Genomic DNA, 20,049 nt, shown 5'->3' with positions numbered 1-20,049 from the left:
GGAGGACTACACTCGCAGGGTTGGATCGAGTAGGGCGGGGACGAACTCATGCGGGTGCGGGCGACGGCGGTCAGTAAAGGACCGGGCGGGCGGGCGCTCCCGCCGATCGATGTGTCGATGAGCTCTGGCACTGCGGTGTTCGTCGAAGCCGAGACGGCGCAGCGACCGACCGTGCTCGGCCTCATCGTGTCTGGCCGGATGAAGCCCGACTCCGGGGAGGTCTCGATCGACGGCACTCCCGACGCCAAAGCACTCCGGCGCAGACTCGCTCTCGTCGATGCCCCCGATGTGAGCGAACCGCACGGCGACGTGCTGCTCTCCGACGTCGTCGCAGAAGAGCTGATGTTCGCGGGGAGATTCGGCGGGCCGATCGCGGTGCGGCACGAACTCGAGCGCTTGGGCCTGCGCGAGCATGCACGGTTGCCGATCGGCGATCTCGCCCCTGATGCCCGGGTGCGCGCGCTCTGCGAATTGGCGCTGCAGCGCCCGGAGGTCGAAGGGCTCGTGCTCGTCTCGCCGGATCGCCACGGCGGCGCGCCGGAGGACTGGTGGCGCATCGCGTGCGAGCTGGCGGAGGACGGAGCCGCGGTGCTGGTCATCGCGGGTCGCGCGGCGCGCGCGGCGATCTCGGCGCATCCGGCAGGGTGGGGAACCGGCGAAGTCATGCCGCTGCATGACCATGCGGACGCGGCCGACGCCGCAGCAGCAGTGGAGGAACAGGCATGAAGATCCCGCAGATGATTCGGGCCGAGTTCGCTCGCCTCTGGGCGACCAAGATGGCGCGCCTCGCCTTCGCTGCCCTGATGTGCGTGCCGCTGCTCTACGGCGGACTCTATCTCTGGGCGAACCAGGATCCGTACGCCAGGCTCGACCAGGTTCCCGTAGCGCTCGTGGTGTCCGATGCAGGCGTCGCAGAGGGCGAGAGCACGCGGGTCATCGGGGACGAAGTCGCGCAGAATCTCATCGATGACGGCAGTTTCGACTGGCATCGTGTCAGTGCGAAGGATGCGGAGCGCGGCGTCGCGAACGGGGTCTACGACTTCACCGTGACGTTGCCGAAGGACTTCTCCGAGGCGTTGCAATCGTCGCAGACGGACGACCCGCATCGGGCCGACGTGGTGCTCACCACGAACGACGCGAACAGTTACCTCGCGACGACCATCGGCGAGCAGGCGGTGCAGCGCATCCAGAAGCAGATCGTGCAGTCGGTGAACCGTGAAGCGGCGCGTTCGCTTCTCGACGGCATCGCTCAGGTGCGCGGATCGCTCATCGAGGCGACCGATGGTGCGAGCGAGCTGACCGACGGGGCTGCGACCGCCCGCGATGGTGCGGGGGAGCTGCACGCTGGTACGCAGACGGCGGCGGAAGGGTCGGGTCGGCTGGCGAGCGGCCTCTCGCAGCTGCGCGATGCGACCGCGTCGCTTCCGCAGAGCACGGAGACGCTCGCCGGCGGAGCCGCGCAGGTCGCCGCTGGCAATGCGACCGTCGCCCAGTACGGCAGAGAAGCCGCGGACGTCAGTCAGCGCGCGATCGATGCGCTGGCCGCAGACCGAGCCGCGGTGCTGCAGGATCTCGCGAACGCGAACGTCGATCCGGCCGTGATCGACCGAGTGAGCGGCGCGATGGATCGCGTCGGCGGTGACCTCACCAGCGTCAACGCGCAGGTGCAGGGGGCCAGTGCCCAACTCGACACGCTCGCCGGTGGTGCGCAGCAGGTCGCGGACGGTTCACGGCAGCTCGCCGACGCGACGCCCCAACTCACGAACGGCATCGCGACAGCGGCGGACGGCTCGGTCGCGCTCGATGACGGGCTCGCGCAGCTCGTCGAGGGCTCGGGAGAGCTGCAGAGCGGGCTCGGAGACCTGACGAACGGTGCGGGGCAGCTGCGCGACGCGCTCGCGGAGGGCGTCGATGCGCTGCCCGACAGCTCCGATGACTTGCGAGCGGATCAGGCCTCGAACATCGCGAGCCCGGTCGACGTGCAGACGAGCAGGGTCACCTCGGCTGGCAGCTACGGAGCCGGCCTCGCACCGTTCTTCATGAGCCTGGCAGCGTGGATCGGCATCTACGCGCTCTTCCTCATTCTGAAGCCGGTGTCGCGCCGTGCGGTGACCGCGCTGCACACGCCACTGAGGGTCACCCTCGCCGGTTGGGCGACACCCGCACTGCTGGGAGCCACGCAGATGCTCGCGCTCTTCGCGATCGTCGCCTTCGCACTCCGGTTCGACTTCTCGCACCCGGTCGCCGCCTACGGGACGATCGCGCTCGCGTCGGCGACCTTCGCAGCCATCATCCTGGCGTTGAACGTCTGGCTGGGGAGCGTCGGCCAGTTCCTGGGGCTCGTGCTCATGGTGGTGCAACTCGTCACCGCCGGCGGCACCTTCCCCTGGCAGACGCTCCCACCGTCGCTCGCGACCCTGCATCATTACCTGCCGATGTCGTTCGCGGTCGACGGGTTGCGACAGCTGATGTACGGGGGCGACCTCGCCGATGCCGCGAGCGAGGCGGTGAAGCTCGCGCTCGTGCTGGTGATCGCGGTGCTCGTCGCGGCGCTGGGCGTTGCGAAGACGATGCGATCGCGCACTCTGAAGGATCTGCAGCCGAGCCTCATCGGGTAGGCCAGCGTATACACACGGGGCTGGATCGCGGGTGAACCTTGCGCTCACCGGCTCTGGTGTATACGTTGGGGCTATGGTCACGGGAAAGAGCGGGGAGCGCACGAGCGATCGCGTCTACCGCGCGCTGCTCGAGCAGATCCAGACCGGTGCGCTGCGGCCGGGCACCGTCATCGGCGAAGTGGAGCAGTCGCAGCGGTGGGGCGTCAGTCGGACTCCCATGCGAGAAGCCATCGGGCGCTTGATCGCAGACGGTCTCCTCACGCAGCAGTCGGCCCGCGTGATCACGGTGTCGGGCTTCGACGCAGCCGATGTGCGCGCCCTCTTCGAGACGCGCCGCGCGCTCGAAGAGACAGCAGCCCGCCTCGCGGCCGTCCGCGGAGACCCGACCGTGTTCGCGGAGATCGCGGCCGCATTCGAAGCAGCGCACCCCGACGCCGGCACCTCGAGCGCCGATGACTACTACGCCCTCATCGCCCGGTTCGATGCGGCCATCGATGCCGCAGTGGCCAATGCCTACCTGGTTCAGGCGCTCCGCCCCGTGCGCACGCACCTCGCCCGCGCCCGCGGGCTGGCGAGAGACCACCACGCCCGCCTCCGCGCCTCGGTCGCCGAACACGCCCTCATCGCCAGGGCGATCGCAGACGGCGACCCCGAGCTCGCGGCGCACGCCACGCACGTCCACCTGCATCGCGCGCTCGCGTCGATCCTGACCTCCATCGCAGACTCGGAAGAGAGAGCCACAGCATGACCGTCACCCACCACGTCCGTGTGCACCGCAGTGAAGAATCGCTGCCCCGCGAGCAGCAGCTCGCCTGGAAGATCGCCGAAGTCGCCGCAGACGCGGTCGAGGTCGAAGCCGACGTGGTCGACATGATCATCAACCGCATCATCGACAACGCATCAGTGGCCGCGGCGTCGCTCACGCGCGCGCCGATAGTCGCGGCACGGGCGCAGGCGCTCGCGCACCCGGTCTCGCACGGCGGTGCGGGCAGCACGATCTTCGGGCTGCCGTCAAGATCGCCGTTCGACATCCTGTCGAGCCCCGAGTGGGCCGCCTGGGCGAACGGCGTCGCCGTGCGCGAGCTCGACTACCACGACACGTTCCTGGCGGCAGAGTACTCGCACCCGGGAGACAACATTCCGCCGATCCTCGCGGTCGCGCAGCACGTGCGTGCCGACGGGCGGGCGCTCGTGCGCGGTATCGCGACGGGGTACGAGATCCAGATGGATCTCGTTCGCGCGATCTGCCTGCACCGGCACAAGATCGATCACGTCGCGCACCTCGGCCCGTCGGCCGCAGCGGGCATCGGCACGCTGCTCGGGCTCGACGTCGCCACGATCTCGCAGGCCGTGGCGCAGGCTCTGCACACCACGACCGCTACGCGTCAGAGCCGGAAGGGCGAGATCTCGACCTGGAAGGCGCACGCACCGGCGTTCGCGGGCAAGATGGCCGTCGAGGCGGTCGACCGGGCGATGCGCGGGCAGACATCGCCAGCCCCCATCTACGAGGGGGAGGACGGCGTCATCGCTTGGATGCTCGACGGGCAGACCGCGGCGTACGAGGTGCCGCTGCCCGCCGCAGGAGAAGCGAAGCGCGCGATCCTCGACAGCTACACGAAGGAGCACTCGGCCGAGTACCAGGCGCAGGCGTGGATCGACCTCGCCCGCCGGCTGCACGGCGCGCATCCCGAGCTCGGGGACCCGGAGAACATCGCTCGCGTGGTGCTCCACTCGAGCCATCACACGCATCACGTGATCGGGTCGGGCGCGAACGATCCGCAGAAGTACGATCCCACGGCGTCGCGCGAGACCCTCGACCACTCGATCCCGTACATCTTCACGGTCGCCCTGCAAGACGGCGGCTGGCACCACGTCGACTCCTACACTCCCGAGCGCGCGGGCCGCGCCGACACCGTCGCGCTGTGGCAGAAGGTCATCACCGCCGAAGACGCGGAGTGGACGCGCCGGTACCACTCCGAGGATCCCGATGAGAAGGCCTTCGGCGGACGCGTCGAGATCGAGCTCGTCGACGGCCGCACCATCGTCGAGGAGATCGCCGTTGCCGACGCGCACCCGCTCGGTGCTCGCCCCTTCGCGCGCGAACACTACATCGCGAAATTCCGGTTGCTCGCGGCGCCGGTGCTCGAACCTGCCGAGATCGAGCGGTTCCTCGAACTCGTGCAGCGGCTGCCCGAGCTCACGGCCGACGAGGTGCGTGAGATCAATATCACCGCGCGACGCGGCCTCATCGAACTCGACGCCGCACCGGAGGGACTCTTCTGATGCTGTACGCCCAGACCCCGGCCCACGAGAAGCGGCGCCTCTTTCGCGAGCGCCTCGCCAGCGGCGAGCTGCTGCGCTTTCCCGGAGCGTTCAACCCCCTCTCGGCCCGCCTCATCGAACGCAAGGGCTTCGACGGCGTGTACATCTCGGGCGCGGTGCTCTCCGCCGACCTCGGCCTTCCCGACATCGGGCTCACGACGCTCACCGAGGTGGCGGGGCGCGCGCAGCAGATCGCGCGCATGACCGAGCTTCCGGCGATCGTCGACGCAGACACCGGGTTCGGCGAGCCGATGAACGTGGCGCGCACCATTCAGACGCTCGAGGACGCGGGCCTCGCGGGTGCGCACATCGAGGATCAGATCAACCCGAAGCGCTGCGGGCACCTCGATGGCAAAGCCGTGGTCGATGAGGGAACGGCGGTCAAGCGCATCAGGGCAGCGGCCGATGCGCGGCGCGATCCGAACTTCCTCATCATGGCGCGCACCGACATCCGAGCCGTCGACGGGCTCGATGCCGCGCTCGATCGTGCGAGGGCCCTCGTCGACGCGGGAGCCGACGCGATCTTTCCCGAGGCGATGCGCACGCTCGAGGAGTTCGCCGCGATGCGCGCGGCCCTCGACGTGCCGATTCTCGCGAACATGACCGAGTTCGGCAAGAGCGACCTCTTCTCCTCGCAGCAGCTCGCCGATGTCGGGGTGAACATCGTGATCTGGCCGGTGTCGATGCTGCGGATCGCGATGGGTGCGACCGAGCGAGCGCTCGATGAGCTGAACGACGTCGGGCACCTCACCGGCAAGCTCGACGAGATGCAGCACCGTGCCGACCTCTACGAGCTCGTCGACTACGAGGACTACAACCGCTTCGACACGAGCGTGTTCAACTTCTCGGTCGAGCGGTAACGCGGCCGGAGCCCACCACCACCGCAGGCGGCACGCCGTCGCCGCAGCCAGTACACCACCGCAGTTCATCGCAAAGGAGCGCAGCACATGGAGCAGGAGATCAAGAAGGGCCTCGCGGGAGTCGTCGTCGACACGACGGCGATCTCGAAGGTCAACCCCGAGACGAACAGCCTGCTCTACCGGGGATACCCCGTGCAGGAGCTCGCCGAGACGCAGCCCTTCGAGGCCGTCGCATACCTGCTCTGGCACGGAGAGCTGCCCACCTCCGACGATCTGGAGCACCTGCGACGCACCGAGCGCGAGCACCGAGCGCTCGCTGACTCCGTGCGTGCCGCGATCGATCTCCTCCCGCACGATGCCCACCCGATGGACGAGGTGCGCACCGCGGTGAGCGCCCTGGGCGCGATCGATCTCGCTGGGTCAGGATCGGTGCTCGACGCGACGGGCAGCGCCGAGGAGAATCTGGCGCGATCCGTGCGCCTGTTCGCGGCGCTCCCCGCGATCGTCGCCTACGGGCAGCGGCGCCGACGCGGCGAAGAGCTCGTGGAACCGCGCGATGATCTCGATTACGCGGCGAACTTCCTCTGGATGACGTTCGGCGAGGATCCCGACGAGATTGTCATCGACGCGTTCAACCGCTCGATGGTCCTCTACGCCGAGCACTCGTTCAACGCCTCGACCTTCACCGCTCGCGTGATCACCTCGACGCTCTCCGACCTGTACTCGGCGGTCGTCGGGGCCATCGGAGCGCTCAAGGGCCCGCTGCACGGTGGCGCCAACGAGGCGGTGATGCATGTGTTCGACGAGATCGGCTCGGCGGAGCGCGTGGTGCCGTGGCTCGATGCGGCGCTCGCCGAGAAGCGCAAGATCATGGGCTTCGGGCACCGCGTCTACAAGAACGGCGACTCTCGCGTGCCCACGATGCGCGACGCGCTCGACGCGCTCGTGGCCCACTACGACCGTCGCGATCTCGCCGATCTCTCCGACGCCCTCGAGCGAGAGTTCATGGAGCGCAAGGGAATTCATCCCAATCTCGACTATCCCTCCGGACCGGCCTATCACCTCATCGGCTTCGACACCCCGATGTTCACACCGCTCTTCATCGCGTCCCGTGTCACGGGATGGACGGCGCACGTCATGGAACAGGCCGCGTCGAACGCCCTGATCCGGCCGCTGTCGGCGTACGACGGCCCTGATGAGCGCCACGTGGCAGACTTGACGCCATGAGCGACTACACGACGATCATCGCCGAGACGCAGGGACGCGTCGCGACCATCACTCTCAACCGCCCGGAGGCGCTCAACGCGTTGAACGGGACGCTCGTGCGCGAGCTCATCGATGCCGTCCAGGGGTTCGATGACGACCCGGGGATCGGAGCGATCGTGCTCACCGGGTCGGCGAAGGCGTTCGCCGCCGGAGCCGACATCAAGGAGATGGCGGAGCTCGGCTACGCCGACATGTACCTCGACGGGCCGTTCCCGGGCTGGGGCGGTTTCGAACGCACGCGCACGCCGTTGATCGCTGCGGTGGGCGGCTTCGCGCTCGGCGGGGGATGCGAACTCGCGATGATGTGCGACATCATCCTGGCCGCCGACACCGCGAAATTCGGCCAGCCCGAGATCACGCTCGGGATCCTGCCGGGCTTCGGCGGATCCCAGCGACTGCCGCGGGCCATCGGCAAGGCCAAGGCGGCGGACCTCGTGCTCACCGGACGCATGATGGATGCCGAGGAGGCGGAGCGCTCCGGCCTCGTCTCGCGTGTCGTGCCGGCGGACGAGCTGCTCGCTGAAGCCGCCAAGGTCGCCGAAGCCATCGCGTCGAAGTCGCTTCCAGCGGTGTACGCCGCGAAGGACGCACTGCAGGCCGCCCAGGAGATGCCGCTCGCCGAAGGGCTGCGCTTCGAGCGGCAGGCCTTCGCCGCGGCGTTCGCGACCGCCGACCAGAAGGAGGGCATGCGCGCCTTCGCCGAGAAGCGCACGCCCGATTTCCGGCACCGGTAGGCCGGGCGAGGCGCGCTCGGCCTGGGGGAGCGCGATTCCTGGCGAGGCGGTGGCCGCGGTCAGCGCACGCGGCCCCCGAGCCAGACGCCGCCGCTCGCACGCGTGCGAATCGAGATCTCGGACGGCCTGCCCATCGCGCGCCCCTGCCGCACCCGGATCGCGCGCGCAGCCGTCGGGTCCACCAATCCATCTGCTACGAGACCGGTGACGAGCGCAGCGGCGGCGACGCCGGTCGCCGCGTCCTCCGGGTAGCCGGAGGAGCGCGGGAACTGCCGGGCGTCGAAGACGAGGCCGGTGGTATCGGTCACGGCGTATGGGTAGAGACCGGTCGACTCGGCGAGCGCGCATACGGCCTCGATGCGCTCCAGGTCAGGCGTCAGTCCGTCGAGGACGTCGGTCGAGACGAGGGGGACGAGCGTCTTGGTCCGACTCGTCGTCGCATTGCGGATCGGCAGTGGCGCGAGCTGGTCCTCCGCAATGCCGAGCACATCGATGATCGAGGTCGCCACGTCGGGCGAGACCGCCTCGATGGTTCCCGCCGGCTGGGCGACTTCGACCGCACCGGTGGCATCTACGCGCGCTTCGACGACGCCGCTCGCCGTGCCGATGCGCACAGTCGGAGCATCGAGCTGTCCGAGACGGTGCAGCAGCCACACGGCTCCCACGGTGACGTGCCCGCACATCGACATCTCGTGAAGGGGCGTCCAGAAGGTGACGTGATAATCGACGTCTTCGTGCTCCCGCGCGGCGACGACGAACCCGCTCTCATGGCCGTACTGCTGGGCGATCCGCTGCATCTCGAGCGGCGACATCCCGCTCGCATCGAGCACGATCGGCGCCGGATTCCCGCCGCCGGGTCCGTCGGAGAACACATGCACCACCTGCACCGCGTGCTTCGACGCGTGCGTCATCGCGTGTTCTCCTTCGCAGTCCGCTCGCTCACAGTCGATCCTAACTCGCCGCAATCCCCAGGTTGTGACGTTTGATGCTGCCCTGGCGAACGCGTGCCCGTGCCGAGTGGTTGAATAGGAGGACGCGTGCGGAGCGCCCGCGGGAGAGGGAGACGATGACATTCAGCGTCGCTGTTGCGGGAGCCAGCGGGTACGCGGGGGGCGAGCTGCTCCGTCTGCTCAGCGAGCACCCCGAATTCGAGATCCGCACCGTCACCGGGCACTCGACCGCGGGTCAACCGCTCGTGCAGTCGCAACCGCACCTGCGCTCCCTCGCCCACCTCACGTTGCAGCCGACGACGCCCGAGGCGCTCGACGGCCACGACATCGTGTTCTTCGCCCTGCCCCACGGCGCATCGGGAGCACTCACCGAGCAGCTCGAGCACGTGCGGCTCGTCGTCGACTGCGGTGCCGACCATCGCCTCACGAGTGCCGCCGACTGGGAGGCGTTCTACGGCGGCGACCATCACGAAGCCTGGACGTACGGCGTTCCCGAGCTCATCGTGGCGGGGGAGGGCGGCGCAGTCGAACGCCAGCGCGATGCGTTGGTCGGAGCGACGAGGATCGCGGCGCCCGGGTGCAACGCCTCGACCGTCGCGCTGTCGCTCGCTCCTGGCATCGCCTCCGGTGTGATCGAGGCGCGCGACATCGTGTCGGTCCTCGCGGTCGGCCCCTCTGGTGCGGGGAAGGCCGCGAAGACCCATCTGCTCGGAGCCGAGCTCATGGGAACGGCGAATCCCTACGCCGTCGGCGGTTCGCACCGGCACATCCCCGAGATCCGGCAGGCGCTGCGGGCTGCTGGCGCGCGCGATGAGCCGACCATCAGCTTCACGCCGGTTCTCGTACCGATGAGCCGCGGCATCCTCGCCACCACGACCGCACGCCTCGCTCCCGGAGTCTCGACGGCCGAGGTGCGGACGGCATGGGAGCGCGCGTACGCGGATGAGACCTTCGTGCAGCTGCTCCCCGACGGGGCGCTGCCGCGCACCGCTGACACCCTCGGCGCCAACACGTGCCTGATGAGCGTGGTCGTCGACGAGGCCGCCGGTCGCGTCGTCATCGTCGCCGCGCTCGACAACCTCGCGAAGGGCACGGCCGGAGCGGCGATCCAGTCGGCGAACATCGCGCTCGGCCTCCCCGAGCGCACCGGACTTTCCGTGAATGGAGTCGCACCGTGACCGTGACCGCACCCCGAGGATTCCGCTCAGCAGGCATCGCCGTCGGACTCAAGAGCACGGGAAAACCTGATCTCGCTCTGGTCGTCAATGATGGACCGGTGCGCGCGAGCGCTGCCGTGTTCACGTCCAACCGCGCCCAGGCGAACCCCATCATCTGGAGTCGCACGGCGATCGCCGGAGGCCCGGCGCGCGCCGTCGTGCTGAACTCGGGCGGCGCCAACTGCTTCACGGGCGACTTCGGGTACGACACGACGCGCCTGACCGCCGAGGCCGTCGCGCACGAGATCGGGGAGCACGAGGCCGAGCGAATCCTCGTCTGCTCCACCGGCCTCATCGGCACGGGCGACCAGGCGTTCCGCGACAAGATCGTGGAGAACGTGCCGGCGCTCGCCGCCGCGCTCACCGATGACGATGCGACTGCGGCGAGCGCGATCCTCACGACCGACTCCGTCGAGAAGACCGCCGTGCATCGCGCCGACGGGTGGACGATCGGAGCGATGGCGAAGGGTGCAGGCATGCTGGCGCCCGGGCTCGCGACCATGCTCGTCGTCATCACGACCGACGCGCGACTGGATGACGGCGCTCTGGATCGCGCGCTGCGGGACGCGACCGCTGCCAGTTTCGACCGGCTCGACTCCGACGGGTGCATGTCGACGAATGATCAGGTGACGCTGCTCGCGAGCGGCGCCTCGGGCGTCTCACCCGACGAGGCGGAGTTCGCGTCGGCGCTCGCGGCGGTGTGCGACAGCCTTGCGGCTCAGCTGCAGGCCGATGCCGAGGGCTCGAGCCATGACATCGACATCGAGGTGCGAGGCGCGGTTACGGTCGCCGAGGCCGTCGAAGTGGGGCGATCCGTCGCCCGCAACAACCTGTTCAAGGCTGCGATTTTCGGCAACGACCCGAATTGGGGTCGAGTGCTGGCAGCGATCGGCACGACTCGAGCGACGTTCGACCCGTATGAGGTCGATGTCGCGTTCAACGGGGTACGGCTGTGCCACGCCGGCGCCCCCGACCGACCGGTGGAGGAGTGCGATCTCACACCGCGTCGTACGCACGTCGAGATCGACCTGTTCTCCGGCGACCACACCGCTACCATCCGCACCAACGATCTCACGCACGAGTACGTGCACGAGAACAGCGCCTACTCGAGCTAGGGGATCGATGTCCACGACTGACAAGACGCTCGATCATGAGCACGCAGCCGTTCGCGCCGAAGCGCTCATCGACTCGCTGCCGTGGTTGAAGAAGTTCCGCGACGCGATCATGGTGATCAAGTTCGGGGGAAACGCGATGATCGACGACCGGCTGATGGAGGCGTTCGCCGAAGACGTCGTCTATCTCAGGCACACCGGCATTCGCCCGGTGGTCGTGCACGGCGGAGGCCCGCAGATCAACGCGATGCTCGCTCGCCTCGGCATCGAGAGCGAATTCCGCGGTGGATACCGGGTGACAACGCCGGAGACGATGGACGTCGTGCGCATGGTGCTCACGGGCAAAGTGAACCCGGAACTCGTCGACCAGATCAACGCGCACGGTCCGTTGGCGGCCGGGACGACGGGGGAGGACGCGGGGCTGTTCGTCGGCCGCCGACGCCCGCCCATCGAGGTGGACGGCGAACTCGTCGATCTCGGACTCGTCGGCGACGTGATCGATGTGCGTGTGGCACCGGTGCTCGCCCTGCTCGACGCCGGGCTGATCCCGGTGGTCTCTTCGATCGCGCCCGACGTCGACCGGCCGGGCGACTCGCTCAACGTGAATGCGGACGCGGCCGCGAGCGCCCTCGCCAGCGCGCTCGGCGCGGAGAAACTGGTCATCCTCACGGATGTCGCCGGGCTGTACGCGGACTGGCCGGACCGCGATTCCCTCGTCTCCTCCATCACGGCCGGTGAACTCGAAGAGCTGCTGCCGAGCCTGGAGTCGGGCATGATCCCGAAGATGCACGCGTGCCTCGACGCCGTGCGGGGCGGCGTCTCGAAGGCCGCGATCATCGATGGTCGAGAACCGCATTCGGTGCTGCTCGAGATCTTCACGGAACGCGGAATCGGAACGGAAGTCACGCCCTAGCCGGCCGCGCGTGGCGAAGCGGGAGCCGTGGTGCCGATGAGCGGGGCAGCAACGCACTCAGTTCTCGCCTCCGCCTCAGTCGTCGCCTCCGCCTCCGCCTCCGCCATCGCTGGGCTCGCGCTGTTCGCGGCGTGGTCGATCCTGCTGTCGGTGATCGACATCCGGGAGCGACGGCTGCCGAATCGGCTTCTGGTGCTGGCCTCCGGCACGACGATCCCGCTGCTCCTGGCGAGCGCGGTCGTCCACGGGTTCCACAGGGGCGGACCCTCCGCCATCGCGAGCGACGCAGCGGACCGGCTGATCTGGGACACCGTACTGGTGGCGGCCGCCTTCGGGGCGGTGTTCGCGGCTCTCTGGCGCTGGTCGCCACAGGGGATCGGCGGAGGCGACGTCAAGTTGAGCCCCCTGGTCGGGGCCGCGGTCGGGTTCACCGGCGGTTGGACGGCGGCGACCCTCACGGTCGTCGGCGCGTTCGCGGCCGCGGCGATCTGGAGCATCGTCCGCAGACCTCGGCGTCGCCCCGGAGCGCTCGAGAAAGCGTCGGCCGTGCCGTTCGCGCCATGCCTGTTCGCCTCGGCGTGGGCGACGATCGCGTGCATCTAGTCCCTGGGGGGACGACGGCGCAAGGCCTTTCGAACGGTGTCCAGAATCGATAGATTCACACTGGAGGCATCGACGCGCTTCGCGCCGCTGCGTTCCTCGGATCGGGAGGTGCCCGCTCCGGCTTCGGATCGGTTGGATGGAGTACTCATGCACACCACACGATTCGCGCGGTCTCGGATCACCCGCGCGACGACCGGAATCGCCGCCGCAGCGCTGCTGCTGACGGCGTGCGCTGGCGGAGGCTCAGGCGACGGCGGCGACGGCGGCAGCGACGCCCCGGCCGGCGACGAGTTCGCCGGAGAATCCCTCACCGTCGCGGCGGCCTGGTCGGGCGCCGAGCAGAAGAACTTCGAAGCGGTGCTCGACGAGTTCGAACGCCAGACCGGCGCTTCCGTCTCGTACACCAGTTTCGGGGACAACGGCCCCACATACATCAGCGGCCAGTTGGAAGGCGGCTCCCCGCCCAACGTCGCTGTGCTGGGCCAGCCCGCGCTCATGGAGTCGCTCGCCCAAGACGGCGACATCATGCCCGTCGACGAAGACGTGCAGCAGGCCGTGAGCGACAACTACTCGCAGGACTGGGTGGATCTCGGCACGGTCGACGACCAGCTCTACGGCGTCTGGTTCAAAGCCGCCAACAAGTCGACGGTCTGGTACAACGCCGACATCTACGATGAGGCGGGTGCTGAGGCGCCGGAGGACTGGGACGGCTTCATGGAGCAGCTCGAGCTCATCACCGACTCGGGATACGCCGGGATCTCGGTGGGGGCCGACGTCGGATGGCCGCTGACCGACTGGTTCGAGAACGTGTACCTGCGCACCGCGGGAGCCGAGAAGTACGACCAGCTCACCAACCACGAGATCCCCTGGACCGACGACTCGGTCAAGGAAGCGCTCACCGTGCTGGGCGAGCTGTGGGGCAGTGACCTCGTACAGCCCGGCGGAGATCAGCGGGACTTCCCGACCAGCGTGACCGAGGTGTTCGGCACCGACCCCCAAGCCGGCACGGTCTTCGAGGGAGACTTCGTCGCCGGAAACATCACGGCAGACGGCACCTCGACCGTCGGTGAGAACGCACTGTTCTACGATTTCCCGGCGATCAACGACTCCGCTCCTGCGGTGGTCGGAGGCGGCGACGTCGCCGTGCAGTTCGACGAGGATCCCGCCACCTCGGCGCTCATGGCCTACCTCGCATCACCCGAGGCCGCCGAGGTCTGGGTGCCGAACGGCGGACTCACCTCGCCCAACACCGGCGTCGACACGTCGCTGTACCCGGATGACATCTCGCGTCAGATCGCAGAGGCCCTGACCGGAGCCGAGACGCTCCGCTTCGATCTCTCCGATCTCGCGCCCAGCGAGTTCGGCGGCACCCCAGGTCAGGGGTTCTGGCAGGAGATGATCTCGTTCTACCAGAATCCGGATGACGTCGACGGAGCCGCGCAGCGACTCGAAGATGCGGCTGCCGCCGCGTACGACGGGTAGCGGGCAGTGAGCCGCACGCAGACGGTCCCCATCGCGCTTCGCAGTGGGAGCGTGCGCCACCGGGGCCGTCTGCGCCAGTGGTTGCTGGTGGGGTCGTTCCTCGGCCCCGCCCTGCTCGCCCTCGGCGCTCTCGTGGTGTACCCGATCGTCTACACGGTCATCAGATCGTTGTTCGACCGCTCCGGCACCGCCTTCGTGGGGTGGGAGAACTACGTCACGATGTTCACGAACGACACGACGTTCACGGCTATCCGCAACAACCTCGTGTGGGTAATCGTTGCTCCCGTCACGGTGACCATCATCGGTCTGCTGCTGGCGGTGCTCGTCGACAAGATCGGGTGGAAGACCGCCTTCCGGCTCATCGTGTTCATGCCGATGGCGATCTCGATGCTCGCCGCGGGCGTCATCTTCCGCGGCATGTTCCAGGAGAGCCCCCAGCTCGGAGTCGTGAACGCCGCGATCACCGGGGTGCAGAGCATCTTCACCGACCAGGCGAGCTATCCGGGCGCGAAGCCTCGCGAGGGCGTCGGGATCGAAGCCGACCAGGGCATCATCGCCTCGACCCAGGAGGTCACGGCGGGGGAGACCGTCGATTTCCCGCTCATCGGAGTCAAACGCAGCGCGCTCCCGGAAGGCTCGAGCGAGGCTCGGGCCGCGAGCGCTCCCGGTGACACGCAGATCTCCGGCACGGTCTTTCTCGACGTCGTGCACGGAGGCGGAGGCACGGACGGCGAGCTCGAAGCGGGAAAGACGGGGCTCGAGGGCGTGCGCGTCGACGCCGTCGACGTCGATGGATCGATCCGCGGGTACGCCACGACGGGTGCCGGGGGAACGTACACGATCGACGGGCTGGATGCGGGCAGTTCGTACCGCATCGCGTTGCCCGCGTCGAACTTCGGCGAGGGCGCGGCCGGTGTCTCCTGGCTCAGCGCCTCGTGGATCAACGTCGTCGTGATCCTGGCCTACATCTGGATCTGGGCCGGCTTCGCGATGGTGATGATCGCCTCGGGTCTGTCGGCGATGGACCGCTCCTTGCAGGATGCGGCGCGCACGGACGGTGCCAACGAGTGGCAGGTCTTCTCGAAGATCACCGCTCCACTGCTCGCCCCGGTACTCCTCGTGGTCTTCGTGACGCTGATCATCAACGTGCTGAAGATCTTCGATCTCGTCTACGTGATACCGCCCGGCGCGTCGAAACCGGCGGCGAACGTCATCGCGGTCGAGATGTGGACGGTCTCCTTCGGCGGCGGCAACAACCAGGGTCTGGGTTCAGCGCTCGCGATCCTGCTCCTGATCCTCGTGCTGCCCTCGATGATCGTGAACGTACGCAGATTCAGAGCGGAGCGTGGCTGATGACGTCGCAGGTGCACAATGAGGCCCCGGTCCGGCCCGAGGGGCGCACGGGCGCGAAGCCGGATGGTCCGGTGAAGCGGCGCAAGCAGAGCCTCGGGTCGCGGATCGCGCGCGTCGCCAGCAGCGGTATCGTGCATGCCGTTCTGGTGATCGTCGCGGTGTTCTGGCTCGTCCCGACGATCGGCCTGCTGCTGACGTCGTTCCGCACCGCCGGCGACAACGCGTCGAGCGGGTGGTGGACGGTGCTGACGAAGCCGGCTGAGCTGACACTCGAGAACTACGGGAATCTCCTCACGAATCCGACGATCACCGGCTCGTTCGTCAACACGATCATCATCGCCGTGCCGACGACGCTGCTCGTCGTGATCATCGGCGCGCTCGCGGCGTACGCGTTCGCGTGGATGCGGTTCCCCGGCAGGGACTGGCTCTTCATCGCGGTGATCGTGCTGCTCGCCGTGCCGTTGCAGGTCGCGCTGATCCCACTGGCGCGCCTCTTCGGGGCGATGGGCATCTTCGGAAGCGTCGTCGGAGTGATTCTCTTCCACACCGCATTCGGTCTCCCGTTCGCGATCTTCCTCCTGCGGAACTTCTTCTCGCAGGTGCCGGAGGAGTTGTTGGAGGCGGCGCGGATCGACGGCGCGCGCGACTGGTTGATCTTCTTCAAGATCATGTTGCCGCTCGGACTGCCGGCGATCGCGTCGCTCGCCATCTTCCAGTTTCTGTGGACGTGGAACGACATGCTCGTGGCGTTGATCTTCACGAATACCGATTCGCAGCCGCTCACCGTGGCGATCCAATCGCAACTCAGGCAATTCGGAGCGAATATCGACGTACTTTCGGCGGGAGCCTTCCTCTCGATGATCGTTCCGCTGATAGTGTTTTTCGCGTTCCAGCGGTATTTCGTGCAGGCGCTCCTGGCCGGCTCGCAAAAGTAGCAACGGGAAGGAAACTACCGGGTGATCGATCGGTACGACGCGTATCTCTTCGACCTCGACGGGGTGATCACGCCTACCGTCGAACTTCACAAACGGGCCTGGCAGGAGACGTTCGACGCGTTCTTCGCGTCGCGCGGGGAGGCGCCGTACGAGGGGCGCGAGTACTTCGCGTTCCTCGACGGGCGCCCCCGGTTCGCGGGAGTCGAAGCGCTGCTCACCGGACGCGGGGTCGCACTGCCTCAGGGCGCCGACCTCGACGAGGGCTTCACCTCGGTGCGCGGCGTTGGCAATCGCAAGAACGCCGCATTCGTCGAGGTGCTCGAGCGCGACGGGATCGCGGCCTATCCGGGGTCGGTGCGCTTGCTCGATCACCTGGCGGAGCGCGGGGCCCCGCTCGCGGTGGTCTCGAGCTCCCGGAACGCCGAACCGGTGCTGCGCGCGGCCGGTTTGACCGACCGCTTCCGTGCGGTGGTCGACGGCGTCGTCGCTGCGCGCGAGGGGCTGCCGGGGAAGCCGGCGCCCGATACCTTCCTGCGCGGCGCCGAGCTGCTCGGAGCCGACCCGGCGCGCACCGTCGTATTCGAAGACGCAGCGTCGGGAGTCGCAGCTGGCCGCGCAGGCGGATTCGGTCTCGTCGTCGGCGTCGACCGCGGCGCCGGTCGCGAGGCGCTGCTCGCCGCAGGAGCGGACATCGTCGTTTCCGATCTTGAGGAGTTGCTGGGATGAGCCCCGAGTCGTTCGACGGACCGTTGAAAGAACTGCGCCGTGACTTCGGCGACGACCCGTGGCGCATCGTCGTGCGCGAGATCGACGCGGCGCGCGCGGGGGAGGACGAGACGATTTTCTCCCTCGGCAACGGGTACCTCGGCATGCGAGGCAACCATGAGGAGGGGCTGCCGCTCGGCAGCCACGGCACGTTCCTCAACGGACTGCACGAGACCTGGCAGATCAGGCATGCTGAGAACGCGTACGGTTTCGCGGAGCACGGTCAGACGATCGTGAATGTGCCCGACGCGAAGACGATCCGGATCTACGTCGATGACGAGCGGCTCAACCTGGAGTCCTCCGACATCCTCGACATGCGGCGGATCCTCGACCTCAGAGCCGGAACGCTGACGCGGTCACTGCTGTGGCTCACTCCGACGGGCAAGCGGGTCCGGGTCGATACCCGCCGCATGGTCTCGTTCGCGGATCGTCACCTCGCAACGATCGAGATGCGCATCACTGTGCTGGATGCCGACGCCGATCTCACCGTCAGCAGCCTCATCGTGAACCGCCAGGATCTGGGCCGGGTCAACACGGAGACGCCGACGCCCGCGAAGGGCACCTCGGACCCTCGCCAGGCTGAGCAGTTCACCGAGCGCATCCTCGATCCGGGCCAGGTGCTCCACGACGGCGGGCGGTCGGTGCTCAGCTACCGCGTGCACGACTCGCGGATGACGCTCGGCGTCGGGGTCGAGCACCACTTCGACGGCGGCGACAGCGAAGACGGTGACGGCAACTGGCGGCACCGCATCGACAAGTCGCAGGATCGCGTGCGCCACGTCTACCAGGGCACCGCGCAGCAGGGGCGCACCGTGCACCTCGTCAAGACGGTCGCCTACCACTACTCTTCGACGGCGGTGGTCTCCGAGATGATCGACCGCTGCATCCACTCGCTGAACAGCTCGAATGCCGAGCCGCGCGACGCGAGGTGGGAGAAGCAGCGCGCGTACCTCGAAGCGTTCTGGGATCGAAGCGACGTGCGCGTCGATGCGGATCCCGGGGTGCAGCAGGCCATCCGGTGGAACCTCTTCCAGGTCGCCCAGGCATCCGCGCGAGCCGACGGACGAGGCATCGCGGCGAAGGGTCTGACGGGTTCGGGATACGGTGGTCACTACTTCTGGGATACCGAGATCTACGTCCTGCCGTTCCTGACCTACACGTCGCCGCTCTGGGCGCGCAACGCTCTCCGCGCCCGCCAGCGGATGCTGCCCCAGGCGCGGATGCGGGCCGCGATGCTGAACGAGGACGGCGCCCTGTTCCCGTGGCGCACGATCAACGGCGAGGAGGCGAGCGCGTACTACGCGGCCGGCACTGCCGGGTACCACATCAACGCCGACATCACCTACGCGCTCGCGCGTTACGTCGCGGCGACGGGCGATCTCGAATACGTGCTCTCCGGGGCCTCCGATATCGCCGTGGAGACGGCCCGCCTGTGGGCGAGTCTCGGGTTCTGGCGGCGCGATGCCGAGGGGGCGGATCGCTTCCACATCCACGGCGTCACCGGCCCCGACGAGTACACGACCGTCGTCAACGACAACCTCTTCACGAACGTCATGGCGCGATTCAATCTGCGCTTCGCGGTCGAGGTGACGCGGAGGCTCGCCGCCGAGGCGCCGAACGACTACGGCGTGCTCGTCGACCGCCTGGGGCTGACCAATGACGAGATCGATGCCTGGGAGCGTGCGGCTGAGGGCATGACCGTTCCGTACTCGCCAGAGCTCGGGATTCACCCGCAGGACGCGCACTTCCTGGATCGCGAGGTCTGGGATCTCGCGGCCACGCCGCCCGAGCAGAAGCCGCTGCTGCTGCACTTCCACCCGCTCGTCATCTACCGCTTCCAGGTGCTCAAGCAGGCGGATGTCGTGCTGGCGCTGCTGCTCGCGAGCAATGAGTTCGGGCTCGATGAGAAGCGTCGCGACTTCGACTACTACGACGCCCTCACCACGGGCGACTCGACGCTCTCGGCGGTCGTGCAGTCGATCATCGCGGCTGAGGTCGGGTACCGGGATCTCGCGTACCAGTACTTCGATCATGCGCTGCGCGTCGATCTCGACAACCTCCACGGCAATGCGGCGGACGGCGTGCACATCGCGTCGACCGGCGGGGTGTGGATGATGCTCGTCCAGGGCTTCGCCGGCATGCGCGACGTCGGGCGCCAGCTGACCTTCGACCCGCGGCTCCCGGATCACTGGGGCTCTCTCGAGTTCCGGCTCGAGTGGAGGGGGGAGCGCTTCGAGGTGCGCCTGGAGCGCGATCGGATCCGTTTCGAACTCCTCGAGGGCGAAGGCCCGGTGGTGGTGCGGGTGCGCGAGCAGGATGTGCGCATCGTCGCGGGCGCGCCCGTCGAGGTCGCACTGCCGGACCAGGGGCCGAATCTGGGATCGTTCGCGGGTCTGTCGGCCGGCATGCTGCCCCGCGAGGGCGACACCGGCGTGGTGCCAGAGCTCTCCTTCGAGGTCCCGGTGGTCACCACGTCGATTCCCACGCGACCGTTCGAGGAGTGATCGCGGGGTGCCGACGAGGCGCCCCGCGCCCGAGAGTAGGATGGAAGCAGCCGGGTCTTCCCGGCGCCTCCCGAGCGAAAGGCGGTTCCCGTGACGTACGTGATCGCTCTTCCGTGCGTCGACGTGAAAGATCGCGCGTGCGTGGACGAGTGCCCAGTCGACTGCATCTACGAGGGCGAACGGTCGCTCTACATCCACCCGGATGAGTGCGTCGACTGCGGAGCCTGCGAACCGGTGTGCCCGGTCGAGGCGATCTACTACGAGGACGATCTGCCGGAGGAGTGGGCCGACTACTACAAGGCCAACGTCGAGTTCTTCGACGAGATCGGTTCGCCGGGCGGAGCCGCGAAGACCGGGGCGTACGATTTCGATCACCCGATCATCGCAGCGCTGCCGCCGCAGGGCGAGTAGACCC

General features: G+C 68.2%; 18 protein-coding genes. 17 read left to right on the top strand and 1 reads right to left on the bottom strand.

The features are described from left to right. The first annotated feature begins 117 nt into the window (after positions 1–117). The 7 genes from JE033_RS03270 (at position 118) to JE033_RS03240 (ending at position 7,800) form a co-directional block, all read left to right on the top strand. The gene (locus JE033_RS03270; protein WP_234037080.1) at positions 118–726 is read left to right on the top strand and encodes a hypothetical protein; all 609 of its coding nucleotides are present in this window, start codon (positions 118–120) and stop codon (positions 724–726) included. After that, positions 723–2,618 carry a YhgE/Pip family protein gene (locus tag JE033_RS03265; protein ID WP_090147930.1) on the top strand — a complete coding sequence of 632 codons (1,896 nt, stop codon included), beginning with the start codon at positions 723–725 and terminating at the stop codon, positions 2,616–2,618. Before JE033_RS03270 ends, JE033_RS03265 begins: the two co-directional genes overlap by 4 nt. A gap of 73 nt (positions 2,619–2,691) precedes the next feature. Then, a complete protein-coding gene (locus tag JE033_RS03260) occupies positions 2,692–3,366 on the top strand; it encodes a GntR family transcriptional regulator (RefSeq protein ID WP_200329445.1) in 675 nt (224 codons plus the stop codon). Beyond that, positions 3,363–4,901, top strand: coding sequence for an MmgE/PrpD family protein (locus JE033_RS03255; protein ID WP_200329443.1), 1,539 nt, complete (start codon positions 3,363–3,365; stop codon positions 4,899–4,901). Before JE033_RS03260 ends, JE033_RS03255 begins: the two co-directional genes overlap by 4 nt. Continuing rightward, positions 4,901–5,800: a methylisocitrate lyase gene (gene prpB, locus JE033_RS03250; protein ID WP_200329441.1), complete on the top strand. Its 900-nt coding sequence runs from the start codon at positions 4,901–4,903 to the stop codon at positions 5,798–5,800. Before JE033_RS03255 ends, prpB begins: the two co-directional genes overlap by 1 nt. Before the next feature lie 87 nt (positions 5,801–5,887). Beyond that, positions 5,888–7,027, top strand: a complete 1,140-nt coding sequence (locus JE033_RS03245) for a bifunctional 2-methylcitrate synthase/citrate synthase (protein WP_200329439.1) — start codon at positions 5,888–5,890, stop codon at positions 7,025–7,027. Further along, positions 7,024–7,800: an enoyl-CoA hydratase gene (locus JE033_RS03240; protein WP_200329437.1), complete on the top strand. Its 777-nt coding sequence runs from the start codon at positions 7,024–7,026 to the stop codon at positions 7,798–7,800. Before JE033_RS03245 ends, JE033_RS03240 begins: the two co-directional genes overlap by 4 nt. A gap of 59 nt (positions 7,801–7,859) precedes the next feature. On the opposite strand, the gene JE033_RS03235 is transcribed toward JE033_RS03240, so the two are convergent. Then, positions 7,860–8,711 carry a PhzF family phenazine biosynthesis protein gene (locus JE033_RS03235; RefSeq protein WP_200329435.1) on the bottom strand — a complete coding sequence of 284 codons (852 nt, stop codon included), beginning with the start codon at positions 8,709–8,711 and terminating at the stop codon, positions 7,860–7,862. A 155-nt stretch (positions 8,712–8,866) separates the two neighbouring features. Between JE033_RS03235 and argC the strand changes: the two genes are divergently transcribed. The 10 genes from argC (at position 8,867) to fdxA (ending at position 20,045) form a co-directional block, all read left to right on the top strand. Next, positions 8,867–9,928, top strand: coding sequence for an N-acetyl-gamma-glutamyl-phosphate reductase (gene argC / locus JE033_RS03230; RefSeq protein WP_200329433.1), 1,062 nt, complete (start codon positions 8,867–8,869; stop codon positions 9,926–9,928). Beyond that, the gene (argJ, locus tag JE033_RS03225; RefSeq protein ID WP_200329431.1) at positions 9,925–11,082 is read left to right on the top strand and encodes a bifunctional glutamate N-acetyltransferase/amino-acid acetyltransferase ArgJ; all 1,158 of its coding nucleotides are present in this window, start codon (positions 9,925–9,927) and stop codon (positions 11,080–11,082) included. Before argC ends, argJ begins: the two co-directional genes overlap by 4 nt. 7 nt (positions 11,083–11,089) lie before the next feature. Further along, positions 11,090–11,992 (top strand): acetylglutamate kinase, encoded by a 903-nt coding sequence (argB, locus tag JE033_RS03220; protein ID WP_090147958.1) that lies wholly within the window; start codon positions 11,090–11,092, stop codon positions 11,990–11,992. 36 nt (positions 11,993–12,028) lie between these two features. Continuing rightward, complete coding sequence (locus JE033_RS03215; protein WP_200329429.1) at positions 12,029–12,595, top strand: A24 family peptidase; 567 nt, start codon at positions 12,029–12,031, stop codon at positions 12,593–12,595. A gap of 147 nt (positions 12,596–12,742) precedes the next feature. Beyond that, on the top strand, positions 12,743–14,077 hold the full coding sequence (locus JE033_RS03210; RefSeq protein WP_200329427.1) for an ABC transporter substrate-binding protein: 1,335 nt from the start codon (positions 12,743–12,745) through the stop codon (positions 14,075–14,077). Between the two features lie 6 nt (positions 14,078–14,083). Then, positions 14,084–15,430 (top strand): carbohydrate ABC transporter permease, encoded by a 1,347-nt coding sequence (locus JE033_RS03205; protein ID WP_200329425.1) that lies wholly within the window; start codon positions 14,084–14,086, stop codon positions 15,428–15,430. After that, entirely contained in the window at positions 15,430–16,365 is a 936-nt protein-coding gene (locus JE033_RS03200) for a carbohydrate ABC transporter permease (protein WP_234037079.1), read from the top strand. Before JE033_RS03205 ends, JE033_RS03200 begins: the two co-directional genes overlap by 1 nt. A 21-nt stretch (positions 16,366–16,386) precedes the next feature. Next, a complete protein-coding gene (locus JE033_RS03195; RefSeq protein ID WP_200329423.1) occupies positions 16,387–17,091 on the top strand; it encodes a beta-phosphoglucomutase family hydrolase in 705 nt (234 codons plus the stop codon). Beyond that, complete coding sequence (locus JE033_RS03190) at positions 17,088–19,634, top strand: glycoside hydrolase family 65 protein (RefSeq protein ID WP_200329421.1); 2,547 nt, start codon at positions 17,088–17,090, stop codon at positions 19,632–19,634. The genes JE033_RS03195 and JE033_RS03190 overlap by 4 nt, the downstream gene beginning before the upstream one ends. A gap of 90 nt (positions 19,635–19,724) precedes the next feature. Then, on the top strand, positions 19,725–20,045 hold the full coding sequence (fdxA, locus tag JE033_RS03185; RefSeq protein WP_053353380.1) for a ferredoxin: 321 nt from the start codon (positions 19,725–19,727) through the stop codon (positions 20,043–20,045). Positions 20,046–20,049: the final 4 nt, after the last annotated feature.

The organism is Leucobacter sp. L43 (assembly GCF_016597785.1).
Lineage (GTDB): Bacteria > Actinomycetota > Actinomycetes > Actinomycetales > Microbacteriaceae > Leucobacter > Leucobacter alluvii.
Note: the sequence above shows the minus strand (reverse complement) of the source record. Positions and strands in the feature narration are given on the sequence as shown.

Coding starts and splice junctions, on each gene's coding strand:
- JE033_RS03235 (WP_200329435.1), bottom strand. CDS start 8,711: ATGACGCACGCGTCGAAGCACGCGGTGCAGGTGGTGCATGTGTTCTCC.
- JE033_RS03260 (WP_200329445.1), top strand. CDS start 2,692: ATGGTCACGGGAAAGAGCGGGGAGCGCACGAGCGATCGCGTCTACCGC.
- JE033_RS03190 (WP_200329421.1), top strand. CDS start 17,088: ATGAGCCCCGAGTCGTTCGACGGACCGTTGAAAGAACTGCGCCGTGAC.
- JE033_RS03270 (WP_234037080.1), top strand. CDS start 118: ATGAGCTCTGGCACTGCGGTGTTCGTCGAAGCCGAGACGGCGCAGCGA.
- argB (WP_090147958.1), top strand. CDS start 11,090: ATGTCCACGACTGACAAGACGCTCGATCATGAGCACGCAGCCGTTCGC.
- JE033_RS03210 (WP_200329427.1), top strand. CDS start 12,743: ATGCACACCACACGATTCGCGCGGTCTCGGATCACCCGCGCGACGACC.
- argC (WP_200329433.1), top strand. CDS start 8,867: ATGACATTCAGCGTCGCTGTTGCGGGAGCCAGCGGGTACGCGGGGGGC.
- JE033_RS03245 (WP_200329439.1), top strand. CDS start 5,888: ATGGAGCAGGAGATCAAGAAGGGCCTCGCGGGAGTCGTCGTCGACACG.
- JE033_RS03215 (WP_200329429.1), top strand. CDS start 12,029: ATGAGCGGGGCAGCAACGCACTCAGTTCTCGCCTCCGCCTCAGTCGTC.
- JE033_RS03240 (WP_200329437.1), top strand. CDS start 7,024: ATGAGCGACTACACGACGATCATCGCCGAGACGCAGGGACGCGTCGCG.
- JE033_RS03255 (WP_200329443.1), top strand. CDS start 3,363: ATGACCGTCACCCACCACGTCCGTGTGCACCGCAGTGAAGAATCGCTG.
- JE033_RS03200 (WP_234037079.1), top strand. CDS start 15,430: ATGACGTCGCAGGTGCACAATGAGGCCCCGGTCCGGCCCGAGGGGCGC.
- prpB (WP_200329441.1), top strand. CDS start 4,901: ATGCTGTACGCCCAGACCCCGGCCCACGAGAAGCGGCGCCTCTTTCGC.
- JE033_RS03265 (WP_090147930.1), top strand. CDS start 723: ATGAAGATCCCGCAGATGATTCGGGCCGAGTTCGCTCGCCTCTGGGCG.